Source organism: Streptomyces sp. NPDC107538, assembly GCF_055657445.1.
Genome location: NZ_JBVKAY010000001.1, coordinates 1,002,347 through 1,015,537, shown reverse-complemented (window position 1 = coordinate 1,015,537; position 13,191 = coordinate 1,002,347). Strand labels below are relative to the sequence as shown.

At 72.3% G+C, this 13,191-nt stretch carries 15 protein-coding genes; 9 read left to right on the top strand and 6 right to left on the bottom strand.

Going from position 1 to position 13,191, the window contains the following annotated elements:
* The first annotated feature begins 316 nt into the window (after window positions 1-316).
* Window positions 317-1,144 (top strand): RNA polymerase sigma factor SigF, encoded by an 828-nt coding sequence (locus ACZ7MG_RS04460; protein WP_471392807.1) that lies wholly within the window; start codon window positions 317-319, stop codon window positions 1,142-1,144.
* A 118-nt stretch (window positions 1,145-1,262) separates the two neighbouring features.
* Window positions 1,263-1,667 (top strand): STAS domain-containing protein, encoded by a 405-nt coding sequence (locus ACZ7MG_RS04455; protein WP_471392466.1) that lies wholly within the window; start codon window positions 1,263-1,265, stop codon window positions 1,665-1,667.
* A 178-nt stretch (window positions 1,668-1,845) separates the two neighbouring features.
* On the opposite strand, the gene ACZ7MG_RS04450 is transcribed toward ACZ7MG_RS04455, so the two are convergent.
* Complete coding sequence (locus ACZ7MG_RS04450) at window positions 1,846-2,319, bottom strand: MarR family winged helix-turn-helix transcriptional regulator (protein WP_471392463.1); 474 nt, start codon at window positions 2,317-2,319, stop codon at window positions 1,846-1,848.
* A 63-nt stretch (window positions 2,320-2,382) separates the two neighbouring features.
* Between ACZ7MG_RS04450 and ACZ7MG_RS04445 the strand changes: the two genes are divergently transcribed.
* The 6 genes from ACZ7MG_RS04445 to ACZ7MG_RS04420 all read left to right on the top strand — a co-directional run bounded on the left by ACZ7MG_RS04445 (window position 2,383) and on the right by ACZ7MG_RS04420 (window position 8,244).
* Window positions 2,383-3,567: a PP2C family protein-serine/threonine phosphatase gene (locus ACZ7MG_RS04445; protein ID WP_471392461.1), complete on the top strand. Its 1,185-nt coding sequence runs from the start codon at window positions 2,383-2,385 to the stop codon at window positions 3,565-3,567.
* Between the two features lie 70 nt (window positions 3,568-3,637).
* The gene (locus ACZ7MG_RS04440) at window positions 3,638-4,537 is read left to right on the top strand and encodes an STAS domain-containing protein (RefSeq protein WP_471392459.1); all 900 of its coding nucleotides are present in this window, start codon (window positions 3,638-3,640) and stop codon (window positions 4,535-4,537) included.
* Window positions 4,534-4,974: an STAS domain-containing protein gene (locus ACZ7MG_RS04435; RefSeq protein ID WP_471392456.1), complete on the top strand. Its 441-nt coding sequence runs from the start codon at window positions 4,534-4,536 to the stop codon at window positions 4,972-4,974. The genes ACZ7MG_RS04440 and ACZ7MG_RS04435 overlap by 4 nt, the downstream gene beginning before the upstream one ends.
* On the top strand, window positions 4,974-5,414 hold the full coding sequence (locus tag ACZ7MG_RS04430) for an anti-sigma regulatory factor (protein ID WP_471392804.1): 441 nt from the start codon (window positions 4,974-4,976) through the stop codon (window positions 5,412-5,414). The genes ACZ7MG_RS04435 and ACZ7MG_RS04430 overlap by 1 nt, the downstream gene beginning before the upstream one ends.
* The gene (locus ACZ7MG_RS04425) at window positions 5,414-6,502 is read left to right on the top strand and encodes a SpoIIE family protein phosphatase (RefSeq protein ID WP_471392453.1); all 1,089 of its coding nucleotides are present in this window, start codon (window positions 5,414-5,416) and stop codon (window positions 6,500-6,502) included. The genes ACZ7MG_RS04430 and ACZ7MG_RS04425 overlap by 1 nt, the downstream gene beginning before the upstream one ends.
* Entirely contained in the window at window positions 6,499-8,244 is a 1,746-nt protein-coding gene (locus ACZ7MG_RS04420; RefSeq protein WP_471392450.1) for a PP2C family protein-serine/threonine phosphatase, read from the top strand. Before ACZ7MG_RS04425 ends, ACZ7MG_RS04420 begins: the two co-directional genes overlap by 4 nt.
* Here ACZ7MG_RS04420 and ACZ7MG_RS04415 read toward each other — a convergent pair.
* The 5 genes from ACZ7MG_RS04415 to ACZ7MG_RS04395 all read right to left on the bottom strand — a co-directional run bounded on the left by ACZ7MG_RS04415 (window position 8,237) and on the right by ACZ7MG_RS04395 (window position 11,462).
* Window positions 8,237-8,662, bottom strand: a complete 426-nt coding sequence (locus ACZ7MG_RS04415) for a MarR family winged helix-turn-helix transcriptional regulator (RefSeq protein ID WP_471392447.1) — start codon at window positions 8,660-8,662, stop codon at window positions 8,237-8,239. The genes ACZ7MG_RS04420 and ACZ7MG_RS04415 overlap by 8 nt on opposite strands.
* 103 nt (window positions 8,663-8,765) lie before the next feature.
* On the bottom strand, window positions 8,766-9,575 hold the full coding sequence (locus ACZ7MG_RS04410; protein ID WP_471392444.1) for an SAM-dependent methyltransferase: 810 nt from the start codon (window positions 9,573-9,575) through the stop codon (window positions 8,766-8,768).
* A gap of 34 nt (window positions 9,576-9,609) precedes the next feature.
* Window positions 9,610-10,155 carry a hypothetical protein gene (locus tag ACZ7MG_RS04405; RefSeq protein WP_471392441.1) on the bottom strand — a complete coding sequence of 182 codons (546 nt, stop codon included), beginning with the start codon at window positions 10,153-10,155 and terminating at the stop codon, window positions 9,610-9,612.
* A 230-nt stretch (window positions 10,156-10,385) separates the two neighbouring features.
* On the bottom strand, window positions 10,386-10,637 hold the full coding sequence (locus ACZ7MG_RS04400) for a DUF397 domain-containing protein (RefSeq protein ID WP_471392439.1): 252 nt from the start codon (window positions 10,635-10,637) through the stop codon (window positions 10,386-10,388).
* Window positions 10,638-10,640: 3 nt separating this feature from the next.
* Window positions 10,641-11,462 carry a helix-turn-helix domain-containing protein gene (locus tag ACZ7MG_RS04395; protein WP_471392801.1) on the bottom strand — a complete coding sequence of 274 codons (822 nt, stop codon included), beginning with the start codon at window positions 11,460-11,462 and terminating at the stop codon, window positions 10,641-10,643.
* 303 nt (window positions 11,463-11,765) lie between these two features.
* Between ACZ7MG_RS04395 and ACZ7MG_RS04390 the strand changes: the two genes are divergently transcribed.
* Window positions 11,766-13,178, top strand: coding sequence for a hypothetical protein (locus ACZ7MG_RS04390; RefSeq protein WP_471392437.1), 1,413 nt, complete (start codon window positions 11,766-11,768; stop codon window positions 13,176-13,178).
* The last annotated feature ends 13 nt before the right edge of the window (window positions 13,179-13,191 follow it).

Genomic DNA, 13,191 nt, shown 5'->3' with positions numbered 1-13,191 from the left:
CGTACGCGGAACACCGCTCCCGCCGACGTGCCTCCGGTACGGAGGCGTGGAACTTCGGTTGCCCCGCGACCCGGCGGGCAAACAACGGTCCGCGCATCCGGGGTGACGGATCGCCAGGGCCGGGTGATCCCGGTCACCCGGTCCGGCGGTGACTTCCGGCCAGAGTGGGGAGCGCCACGGTCCCTTTCCTGTTTGAGGGGGACTGACTCGCGGGTTGTGGGGCAAGCGTGGGGTGGCGACAAGGCTTCGGGCGAGAGGGGTGGACAGCATGGCAGCCGTGACGGCACGTACTACGGCCACGGCACAGGGGAGGGTCATGGCGGAGGGGGTGGACCTGCCCCTGATCGAGGACCCGTCCCAGGTGAGGCCCAAGGACGCCCGGGAGATGTCCCGGCAGTTCTTCGACCGGCTGGCCATCCTGGACGAGGGCACGCACACGTATCAGTACGTGCGCAACACGCTCATCGAGATGAACCTCTCCCTCGTCCGGTACGCGGCCTCGCGCTTCCGCGGCCGTGAGGACTCCCTGGAGGACATCGTCCAGGTCGGGACCATCGGACTGATCAAGGCCATCGACCGGTTCGAGCTGTCCCGGGAGGTGGAGTTCACCACGTTCGCCGTGCCGTACATCGTCGGCGAGATCAAGCGGTTCTTCCGGGACACCAGCTGGGCGGTGCATGTGCCGCGGCGGCTGCAGGAGGCGCGGGTGGAGCTGGCCCGGGCGACGGACGAGCTGCAGTCCCGGCTGGGCCGGATGCCGACGACGCGTGAGCTGTCGGAGCTGATGTCGCTGTCCGAGGAGGAGGTCATCGAGGCGCGCAAGGCGTCCAACGGCTACAACACCTCCTCGCTCGACGCGGCGCTCACCTCCGACGGCGGTGAGGACGGCGACACCGTGCTGGGCGATCTGATCGGCGAGGAGGACCCGTCGCTGCAACTCGTCGAGGACTTCCACTCGTTGGCGCCGCTGATCGCCGAACTCGACGACCGGGAGCGGCGGATCCTGCATCTGCGGTTCGTGGAGGAGCAGACCCAGTCGCAGATCGCCGAGCAGCTCGGGGTGTCCCAGATGCATGTGTCCCGGCTGATCAGCCGCATCATCAAGCGGCTGCGGGCGGGGCTCCTGGAGCCGGGAGTCGCCTGATCGGGCCTGTGTGTCCGGACGATTCGCGGGTATGCGCACGGGCGCATCGCCGAACGATGCGTCGAATCCGCGGATCGGGGCACCCGCCCCGGTCGGTCAAGCGCCTAGGGAGACTCTCGTGTCCGTTGCCCACAACCCCCTGTCGATCAAGGTCGATCTGCCCCGGGACGACGCCGTGCTGCTCACGATCGAAGGGGAACTGGACATCGACACGGCGACCGAGCTGCAGCATCATCTGGCGAACCAACTGCGCCACGGCCGACGGCACTTCCTGCTGGACGTGTCGGCGGTCCCGTTCATGGACTCGTCCGGCATGAACATCATCCTGCGGACGTATCAGGAGGTGCGGCGGATTCCCGGCGGGGTGTATGTCATCGCCCCGGCACCGGCCGTACGGCGGATACTCGATCTCACCGGTGTCAGCCTCACCGTGGCCACGGTGGACAGCGTGGACGAAGCGCTGGCCGCCGTGGATTCCGGACAGGTGGCCCCGCATCCGGACGAACCTCCGGCGCAGGAGTAGCGGTCGGCAACGCGCCGAAGGAGGACGCGACTTGGCGTGGTCCGTCGGCGCGTGGGGCACGCACATGGGCAACAGTTGTCGTTTGACAACTATGGCCGGAAGGCAACAGAGTGAGCCGGGCGAAGAGTGTGGGAAAGGTCGGGATGAGGCTGTCGAACCGGGATCGGGCCGGCGGCGGTCAGGCGCTCCGCGCGTCCGTGGCGTCGCCCTCGTGGATCTCCGTCGCCGCGGCGGCGCAGAACGCGCCCAGCCCCTCCAGGAGCGCGGTCCGCTGCGTGGCGGGCATCTGCTCCAGCACGGATCGCAGGGCGCGTTCCCGGCGGGCGCGCAGGTCCAGCAAGAAGGACTGTCCGCGCCGGCTCAGCCGCAGACACAGCTCGCGCCTGCTGGCCGTACTGGTGTGGCGCACGACGAAACCCACCGCCTCCAGGCGGTCGCACAGCCGGCTGGTGGAGGGCGGTGTGGAGCCGAGGGCGTCGGCGAGCATCCGCAGGTTGATGCCGTCGTTGTGCTCCAGGATGAACAGCACCCGGAGCTGGGACGCGGACACCGGTGCCGTCGAGGCGCGCCCCCACAGGACCTCCAGCAGCTCGGCCGCCTCGGAGGTCACACGCGCCACCTCGTCCGGCCGCGGGGTGGAGGAGGAAGTCACGGGCCCACTCTTCCAGGCATTTCGAACACTGTCAGCTCTGGCAAGAATGGCGTATCCGACATCGTGAACAGATTCGTGGCGGCCGAACGAGCCCTTCGCTCCGCCGCTCCGCACCACTTGGTGGACGCGTTCCGTGCCGTACTGGCCGACGACTGGGCGGCGCGGGACGTCGAGTTCTACCTGGCCGACTACTCGCTCACCGCGCTGCGGCCCGCGTCCGTCCGCCCCGACCCGCCGGAGCCGCTGCCCGTGCACGACGGTCCGGCCGGCCGGGCGTTCGGGGCGCAGGAACCGTACGTGGAGCGGCTCGGCGACGGCCGGGTGCGGGCGCATCTGCCGGTCAGCGTGCGCGGTGACCGGCTGGGCGTGCTGAGCCTGACCCTGCCGTCCGCCGCGCAGGCCGAGGAGTGCCTCGGCGAACTGGCCGAGCTGGCCGGGGTGCTGGGGCATGAGCTGATCGTCGCGGAGCGCGACACCGATGTGTATGTCCGGGCCCGTCGCTCCAGCCGGCTGACCCTGGCGGCGGAGATGCAGTGGCAGCTGCTGCCGGGGCGGTCCGCCACCCGGCCCGAGTACGCGCTGGGCGGTCAACTGGAGCCCGCGTACGCCATCTTCGGCGACAACTTCGACTGGTCCGCCGACGCGGACCGGCTGATGCTGTACGTCACCAACGGCATGGGCGAGGGCATCGAGGCGTCCCTGCTGACCCAGCTGGGGATCAACGCGCTGCGCAACGCCCGCCGGGCGGGCCTGTCCATCGCCGACCAGGCGGCGCTGGCCGACCAGGCCGTGCACGCCCAGTACGGCGGGGCCTCGCATCTGTCGGTGCTGCTGCTGGATCTGGATCTGCGCACCGGCCGCCTGGAGATCGTCGACGCGGGCTCCCCGCGGATGCTGCTGCTGCGCGACGGGAGCGTCACCGTGGTCGCCCTGGACGCGCAGCTGCCGCTGGGGATGTTCGAGGAGACGGAGTACACCGCGCAGGAGGTGACGGTCGAACCGGGCGACCGGCTGGTCTTCGTCAGCGACGGGGTGTACTCCGTCGTCACGCCCGGCGGCGAGGAGTACGGGGAACGGGCGCTCGCCCGCGCGGTCAACGCCACCCGGCTGCTGCCCGCCGCCGATGTACCCGGCGCGGTGCTCAGGGAACTGTCCGGCCATCGCGGCACGCCCGTGGCGGACGACGACGCGCTCGTGGTCTGTCTCGACTGGTTCGGACCATGGGAGGCCGGCCCGCCCCCTCGATGAACCCGTCCGTCAGCCGTCCACCAGTCGTTTCCCGGAGCGGGGAGGCGCACCACCATGTGAGGAGAGACCCGTGCCGGAACAGGACACGGCAGGCCAGCAGTTGACACCGTCCCAGGAGGTCGCGCGCTTCCTGCGCAACCGCCAGGAACAGATCGCCCAGCGCTGGGCCGACGCCGCGCTGTTCCGTACCGTCTTCACCCACTCCCGGGACGAGGCGGTGGAGGCGGGCCGGGCCGTCGTGGACGCGCTCGCCGCCGTGGCCGCCGCGGACAGTGTCGAGGACGCCGAGTCCGGCGGCTTCCACGTCGTCCGCGAGCAGCTGGCCCGGACGGCGGCCTCCCGGGCGCGGGCCGGTTCCACCGTCACCCAGATCTCCGCCGAGGTGGACGCGCTGCGCCCGCCCGTCACCGAGCTGCTCGTCGCCGAGTTCCCCGCCGCGCCGGCCACACATCTGCGGGAGTGCACCACCACCCTGACGGTGCTGATGGGGACGCTGCGGCTGGTGGTGCTGGAGACGGCGCTCAGCGAGGGCGAGGAGCTGATCCACCGGCAGCGGCTGCAGCTGATGGAGGTGGCCACTCCGGTGATCAAGCTGTGGGAGGGCATCGTCGCCGTCCCCCTGATCGGCACCCTGGACAGCGCCCGCAGCCAGGTGGTGATGGAGCGGCTCCTCGACTCGATCGTGGAGCAGCACGCCCGGTTCGCCATCCTGGACATCACCGGGGTGCCCACCGTGGACTCCCTGGTGGCCCAGCACCTGATGAAGACCGTGGCGGCGGCGCGGCTGATGGGCGCCGAGTGCATCGTCTCCGGCATCCGGCCGCCGATCGCGCAGACCATCGTCCATCTGGGCATCGACCTCAGCTCGGTGCTCACCCGCACGAGCCTCGCGGACGCCCTGGCCTACGCGCTCAGGGAACTGGGCACGGACATCGTGTCCCACGACGGCGCCGGTTCGGGGCGCAGGTGAGCGGCGGTCTCTTCGCCGGATACGGCGGACCGTCCGCGTACGGGGCACCCGTCCCCGTGCTCAAGCTCGGCAATGTGCTGCTGGTGTCGCTCCAGGGCGATCTGCACGACGGCGCGGCCGAGCAGCTCCAGCAGGACATCAGCGACACGGTCGCGCGCAGCGGCGCCACGGGTGTGGTCATCGACCTCTCCGGGGTGGAGATGGTCGACTCGTTCCTGGGCCGGGTGCTCGGTGACATCGCCGCCCAGACGAGTCTGCTCGCCGCCGGGACGGTGGTGGCGGGGATGCGTCCGGCCGTGGCGATCACCCTGGTGGAGCTGGGGCTGACCCTGCCAGGGCTGCGTACCGCGCTCAGCACCGAGGACGCGATGCGGCTCCTCGGTGAATCGGACCCGACCTTCCCCCGCCGAGGGCATGCCCGCCAGGAGAGTCCGTGATGCAGACCGCCGGCGGCATCTCCGCCTGCCTGCCGATCCACTCGGATCTCGATCTGGTGTGGGTACGTCAGCATGTGCGGCAGGCGGCCGCCCAGCTCGGCTTCGGTCTGGTCGACCAGACCAAACTGGTCACCGCGGCCAGCGAACTGGCCCGCAACACCCTGGTCCACGGCGGCGGGGGCCAGATGGAGTGCGAGCCGGTGGACAAGGGCGGCGCACGCGGGCTGCGGCTGACGTTCAGCGACGAGGGGCCCGGCATCCCGGACCTCGACCAGGCCCTGATCGACGGCTACACCTCCGGCGAGGGCCTGGGGATGGGGCTGGGCGGCGCCCGGCGGCTGGTGCACGAGTTCACGATCGACAGCCGCCCCGGGTCCGGCACCACGGTCACGGTGACGTCCTGGCTGGCGGGCACGCCGCGCCCGCGCGAGGAGCGCTGATGCCGCGCGTCTGGGAGGTTCCGGTGCACGACTCGACCCGGGTGCGCGACGCCCGGGTGGCCGCCGAGGCCGCAGCGGCGCGGGCCGGGCTGGACGAGGGCCGCACCGCGGGCTGTGCGCTGGTGGCCACCGAGCTGGCGACCAATCTGCTCAAGCACGCCGGGGGCGGGCTGATACTGCTGGACGTGGTGTCCCGGCCCGCGCCGGAACGGCCGGACGGCGCGGCCCCGATGGTGCAGATCGCGGCGATCGACCACGGTCCGGGGGTCCGCGATGTCGCGGGCGCGCTGCGCGACGGGTTCTCCACGACCGCCTCGCTCGGCGCGGGCCTCGGCACCTGCCGCCGGGTCGCCGACGACTTCGACCTGCACAGCACGGTCGGCCGGGGCACCATCGCCCTGGCCCGGCTCGGCGCCCGGCCCGCACGCCGCGCCACCCCCGCCCCCTCCCCCGCCGAGGCCAAGGCCGGGGCCGCTGCCGTCCGCGCCGGGGGCGTCAACGTGCCCTTCGCCGGCGCGGAGTTCTCCGGCGACGCCTGGGCCTGGGCCCGGTCGGGCGACCTCACCACCCTGATGCTCGCCGACGGCCTGGGCCACGGGATGGCGGCGGCCCGTGCCTCCTCGGCGGCCGTGGAGCAGCTGTACCGGGCGCCCGAACTGCCCCCCGCGCAGCTGCTGCGGCGGCTGGAGGGCGCGCTGCGCGACACCCGGGGCGCGGCCGTCGCCGTCGCCCAACTCGACGTCGCGGCGGGGCGGTTGCTGTTCGCCGGCATCGGCAACATCGGGGCGCGGCTGCGGACCGGCGCGGACTGGCAGCCGTTGCTGTCGCGGCCGGGCATAGTCGGCGCGCACCGGGCCGCGCGTCTCCCGCAGCACGAGACGGCCTGGGGGGACGACTGTCTGCTCGTGCTGCACAGCGACGGTCTGCCCAGCCGCTGGAGTCCGGGCCCCGCCGCCCACAGCCCCACCCTCGACCCCGCTGTGATCGCCGCCGTGATCGTGCGCGACGCGAGCAGCCCCGCCCGGCCGGTACGCGACGACACCACCGTCGCCGTACTGGTCCCCTCCCCGCCGGACCGCCGCCCATGACCCGTACCTGGCATGTCAGTTCCGTCACCGACGCCGCGCGGGCCCGTATCGCGACCGCGCGGCTGGCCGGCGCGCACGGCGTCTCGCCGACCGACCGGGCGCGGCTGGTGTCCGTGCTCACCGCGCAGCTGCGGCAGTGCCTCACCAAGGGCGGCACCTGGCTGCTGACCGCGCGGGCCACGACGGCGCGGCCCGGTGGCTGCCGGTTCCTGGTCGAGGTGACGTCGGAGAACCGGCGGCCGGGCGAGTACCGGCAGCCCTGGCGGCTGACGGTCGCCTGCTCGGAGGAGGGGCGGCTGCCGGACAGCGAGCATGTGGCCGGTGATCCGGCGACGTTCGCGGAGGCCCTGTTCGGGGCGGACGAGGACGCGGCGCTGCTGCTGGAGAGGCTCGACGAGCAGGAGGCGCTGGTCGCGTTCCACCGCGAGGAGCTGCACCAGACCAACCAGGGCGTCCTGGCGCTGCACGCCGAGCTGGACGCGGCCGGGCGGGCGCAGCGCGAGCTGTTCGCCGCCGAGCAGAAGGCCCGCAGGGAGGCCGAGAACGCGCGCGGCCGGCTCACCTTCCTCGCCGACGCCAGCGCCGCGCTGACCGCGTCCCTCAACCCGGACGCGATCGTACGGCTGCTGCCCTCGCTCCTGGTGCCCCGGTACGCCCGCACCGCCGACGTATGGCTGTTCGACGGGGAGGGCGAGGTCGCCGGGGGCGGGCCGAGACCGGCCGCGGCCGTCGTCGCGGCACGCCGGGGGCGCCCCCAGTACGCCGCCGACCACCCCGGCGGGCTGCCCGGGGTCGACGACCAGCCGCCCTCGGCACTGCACCCCGACCGGCCTCTGCTGTGTGTGCCGTTGACGGCGCGGGGCGCGCCGCTGGGTGTGCTGACGCTGTCGCCGCCCGACGACGAACGCTGGGACGCCGACGACGCGTTCATGCTGATCGAGCTGGCCCGGCGGGCCGGGGTCGCCCTGGAGAACGCCCGGCGTTTCGAGCACAACCGCGACATCGCCGAGACCCTGCAACGGGCCCTGCTCACCGAGCTGCCCACCACACCGGGCCTGCGGCTGGCCGCGCGCTATCTGCCGGCCACCCGGGGCATGAACATCGGCGGCGACTGGTACGACGCCTTCCGCCAGCCGGACGGCAGTCTGATCACCGTGATCGGTGACGTCACCGGGCACGGGCTGCACGCCGCGGTGATGATGAGCCAGCTGCGGACCGCGCTGCGCGCCTACGCCGTCGACGGCAAGACGCCCGGCCAGCTCCTCACCCATCTCCATCTGTTCCTGCACCATCTGCAGCCCGACCTGTACGCCACCGCCGTCATCGCCCGATTCCATCCGCGGGAGCCCACCCTCACCTGGGCCGCCGCGGGGCATCCGCCGCCGGTGCTGCGCTCACCCGACGGGCGGGTGCGGATCCTGGACGCCAAGCCCGGCGCGATGCTCGGCATCCCCCTGCGGCAGGAGATCGCCGATCACACCGTCCCGCTGCCGCCCGGCTCGACCCTGGCGCTGTACACGGACGGGCTGGTGGAACGCCGGGCGCAGGGCATCGACCCGGGTATCGAGCGGCTGGCCTCGGCCCTCGGGGGGCTCCCGGCCACCACCCTCGACGACGATCTGGAGGAGTCCGCCGACCGGCTCCTGGAACCCCTGCTGGACGACGAGCACGAGGACGACGTGTGTCTGCTGCTGTGCCATGTGCACAGCGAGGCGGGGCGGGTGACGGCACCGCTCAACTGACGGGGCCGCCGAGGGCCTTGAGTACCTGTTCGACCCGGGCGCGCTCGGCCGCCGGCAGCGCCGCCAGGACGTCGCCGAGCCGCGCCGACAGCCGCTCGGTGACCTCGACGAGGAACCCGAGTCCGCGCTCGGTCACCAGCAGCCGCACCTCGCGCCGGTCGTCGAGGTGGACACAGCGCTGGAGCAGGCCGGCGGCTTCGAGCCGGTCGCAGAGCCGGCTGGCCGTGGGCAGGCCGATGCCGAGCTGCTCCGCCAGGGCGGTCAGGTTCAGCTCGGGCCGACGGCGTATCGCGCGGAGCGCCAGGATCTGTCGCGGGGACAGCCGCGGGACGACGTCCTCGACCGCCGAGAACCAGAGCGGCACCAGGTTCTCCACTGCGTCGAGAACCTGCCGGTCGAGGTCGGCGGGGCCGGTCATGCGGGGGGCCTACCCGAAGTGCTCCGGAGTACACGGCCCTCATCGCACGCTCCCGCATCACCTCCCGCGCCGCCCCGGCCGCCTCCCCGCCGGGCCGGTGCCGCTACGCCTTGTAGGCCACTCCCCCGTACACGTCCGTCGGCTCGGGATCCGTGCCCGGTTCGGCACGCCACAGCGGGCACGAGACGATGCCGGGCTCCAGCAGCTCCAGGCCCTCGTAGTAGGCGTGCAGCTGGCGGGGGCTGCGCAGCACGTACGGGACGGCGCCGGTGTCGTCGTAGCCCTCCTGGGCGCGCTTGAGTTCGGCGTCGGTGTCCGTGCTGTCGTAGTGGACGAAGTAGCTGCCGGACGGCAGGGCGGCCTGGAGGCGGCGGACGATGTCCTGGGCCTCCTCGTAGTCCTGGATGTGGCCGAGGATGCCCATCAGCATCAGCGCGACCGGCTTGTCGAAGTCGAGGATCTTCGCGGCGGCTTCGAGGATGCTGTCCGGGTCGTGCAGGTCGGCGTCGACGTAGTCGGTGACCCCTTCGGGGGTGCTGGTGAGGAGCGCCTGCGCGTGGCGCAGTACCAGCGGGTCGTTGTCGACGTAGACGATGCGGGACTCCGGGGCGACCTTCTGGGCGACCTGGTGGGTGTTGTCGTACGTCGGAAGGCCGGTGCCGATGTCCAGGAACTGGCGGATCCCGCGCTCGCGGGCCACGAAGGTGACCGTGCGAATGAGGTAGACACGGGAGGCGCGGGCCATCGACTCGATATTGGGGGCGATCTCCCGGTAGGCGTCGCCTGCCTCGCGGTCGACCTCGTAGTTGTCCTTGCCGCCCATCCAGTAGTTCCAGATGCGGGCCGAGTGCGGCACCGTGGTGTCGATCTTCGACAGGGCTTCCTGATCGGGAGTGGGGTGGCCTTCTGCCATGGGGACTCTCCTGCCTCACATCGCGTGGTCGTCGCTAACCTATCGTCAACTGCCGCGTGCTACACCAGAGTTGGGACGAGCGGGATGCGGGAGCGCGGATGGGGCCGCCCGGTTCGCCGATGTCGAGGGTCACCACGGGAACGTGCTGGGCCAGGGTGCGGAAGACACGGGCGTACGCGGTGGCGGCCTCGGTGACCTCGGACGTGGTCAGGTGGAGCATGGCCCCGTCGCGTTCGGCGACGGCGTCGGCGAGGTCCAGGGCGTGCATCCAGGTGACCCGGGAGCGGCCCCGGCGCAGCGGTCCGTGCACGAGTTCCGCGATGAGATTGCCGTCGACGGCCAACCGGCCCGGCCCCGCAAGCAGTTCACGGCAGGGCAGGGCCGGGTCCAGGTGGTGCAGGGCGGCCGGCAACCGCCGGACCTCGAACCCGAGGTGCGCCAGCTCGGCGACCAGCCGATCCCGTCCGGGACCTTCGTGCCCCTCGACGATCAGGGTCCGGTACGGCGTCAGCGCGGGCAGGGGTGACGGTGTCGTCCCCACCCCTCGGGAGCGGCCCGGGGCACGAGGCGGCGTACGCATGCCGCTCCCTTCGGGTGGTGCGCGGCGGTCGTCGACCAGTCTGGGCACGGCCGACAGGTGACGGGAGTGCACGCACGGGTTGTCCGGTTGTGCGGGCGTAGTGATCCGCGCGGCGGCTCCGACCGGGATGAGTAGCACGGGGCGCAGCCCCGGCTTCTCAGGGGCGCGGGGAACTGCGCGAGAACCCCCACCGAACCCGCACCCGCCGACGAACCCGAACTCCCGCCCCCTCAGGCGATAAGAAAGTCCGCCTCCCCCGCCTTCGCCCCCTCCAGAAACGCCACCATCTCCTCCCGCGAGTAGACGAGGGCCGGCCCGTCCGGATCGGTGGACTGCCGGAAGGCCACGCGGCCGTCAGGCAGCCGCTTAGCCTCCACACACGAACCACCATTCGTCCCGCTCCACGGCTTACGCCACCCCTCCACGCCGAGCTCGGCCGCGGGCATACCGCTGTGGACGGGTCCGTCGGTTGTCCTTGCCATGTGTCACAACTCCTTGCGTAGTGCCGCCAGGATGTCCCTGGTCCGAGCGACCGGTTCCGCCTGCACGGACATCCGGTCCAGGACCTCCAGATAGGTCACGACGTCCACGGGCTGATCGACGTACTGAGCGCCCGCGAGGCCCTCGGTGTAGACGATGTCGGGGAGTTCGGAGAAACCGAACCGGAAGTAGTGGAACGGGCCGTACGCACCGGGGTGCGGCCCGGCCGCGAACCGCATGATCTGGATCCTGATCTTGGGCTGTTCCGTCGCCTCCGCGAGCCGGTCGAGCTGGGCCCGCATCACCTCCGGGCCGCCCACCGGCCGGCGCAGCACGGTCTCGTCGAGGATGGCCCAGACGGCCGGTGCCTCGGGTTTGGCCAGCAGGTCCTGACGCCTCAGGCGCAGGGCGACGTGCCGTTCGACCTCCTCGGGGCTCGCGTTGGGAAAGCCGACCCGGATGAGGGCGGCGGCGTAGTCGTGGGTCTGCAACAGGCCTGGCACGTACTGGGGTTCGTAGAGGCGGATGACGGCGGCTTCGCTCTCCAGGCTCACGTAGGCGCTGAACCATTCGGGCAGCACATCGCGGAACTTGTGCCACCAGCCGGGCTGGTTGGCCTCGCGGGCCAGGGCGAGGAAGCCCTCGATCTCGGTGCCGGAGACCCCGTAGGTGCGCAGCAGCTCCTTCACGTAGGGGATGCGGAGGCCGACCTCGGCCTTCTCCATCCGGCGGACCGTCAGCGCGGTGACCTCGATGGCGCGGGCGGCCTCGTCGAAGGAGACTCCGGCCCGCTCCCGCAGCTGGCGGAGCCGTTTGCCGAGGACCATGCGCAGGACCGTGGGCGCCGCAGGGGCGCTCCCTCCGACGCGGGTCTCACTCACGTGCAACCTCCCGGGGCGGGATTCACAGCGTGCAGTGTGCCATGCGATCCGTTGACACGGACAGGTCCTCGCGGTTCATTTTGAAATTATCAGAACGCCGGTTGCGGGCTGAGTTGTTCGGCCACCATAGTGATCGAGTGACCTGCCGCACACCGTGCGCAGCGTCCCTCGAACTCCTCCGGCCCGCCCAGGAGTTGGCGCCACGGCGGGCAGGGGCCGATTCGCGCGCCGACACGATGCGAGACCTGGATGGCCGCCGTGACGAACGGATTACCTAGGAACCCGGCCAAGGGGGCCGTCGGGCCCAACAAGCCGCTGGCGGCGGCGTTGAAGGAGGCCGGCTGCTCGTACGCCTCCCTCGCCCTGCGGGTCAACGATCTGGGCCGCTGCCAAGGCGCGGAGACCAACTACGACAAGGCCTCCGTCACCCGCTGGCTCCAGGGCCAGCAACCACGGGGAAACACACCGGAGTTGATCGCCGCGGTGCTCGGCGAACGGCTGGGCCGCGCGCTCACTCCGGCCGACCTCGGTTTTCCGCTCGATCGCGGACGGCCGGTGACGGGACGGGCGTTGATGTTCGTCGAGAACGTGTCGGAGACCCTGCACACCCTGGCGGAGCTGGGCTCCACCGACATCTCCCGGCGCAGCCTGCTCGGTTCGGTGCCGTTCGTGCCGGGTGCCCTGACGAACCCTCAGCGGGCCTGGCTGCTCTGGCTGGTGGAGAGCCGGGACGCCCCGAGGCTCGCGCCGGTGTCGGGCGGCGGGCCGGTGGAGCAGGTGCACGCGATGCTCCGCATGTTCGACGAGATGGACAACCACTACGGGGGCGGCGGCATCCGCACGAGCATCGTGCAGTACCTCACCACCGAGGTCATCCCGCTGCTCCAGCAGCGCGGTCTGCCGCCGCACCACCGGCGCGAGCTGTTCGCCGCCGCCGCCCGGCTGGCCGCGATGGCGGGCTGGAGCTCGTACGACGCCGGGGAGTACGGCCTGGCCCAGCGGTACATGACGCAGGGGCTGCGGCTCTGCGCGGAGGGCCGTGACCATGTGCTGGGCGGCCAGATCCTGGCCGGGCTGTCCCATCTGGCGACCAGCCTCGGCCGCCCCGACGAGGGGGTGGCGCTGGCGCGGGCCGGGGTCGCCACCGCCAAGGACTCGGGCAGCCCGCTGGGGCTGATGCGGCTGCACGCGATGTCCGCGCGCGGGCACGCGGCGCTGGGCCGGCCCCGGGAGACCGCCGAGGCGCTGCGCGCCGCCGAGAGGCAGCTCGACGCGAGCCGGGGCGCGGCGCAGGAGTCGCCCTGGGTGCGGTTCCTCGACCACCACTACCTCCAGGCGGAGTCCGCGGTCTGCTTCCGGGACCTGGGCCTGGCCGCGCAGGCGGAGCACACCGCGAGCGAGTCGGTGCGCGCCCACGCCGACCGCCGCCGCCGTCAGGCCATCAGCCGGTCCGTCCTCGCGACGGCCCACCTCCAGCAGAACCGTCTGGACGAGGCCATCGCCACGGCCGACGACGCCCTCGAAGCGCTCAGCGGGGTGCACAGCGAACGCTCCATCCAGGCCCTCCGCGACTTCCGGGGCCGCCTGTCCTCCCGCCGCCACGAGCCCGTCGTCCAGGACTTCGAACGCCGCTCGCGGGTGGTGCTGGGGGCGGCCGCCTGACGGCGGCGCCCTG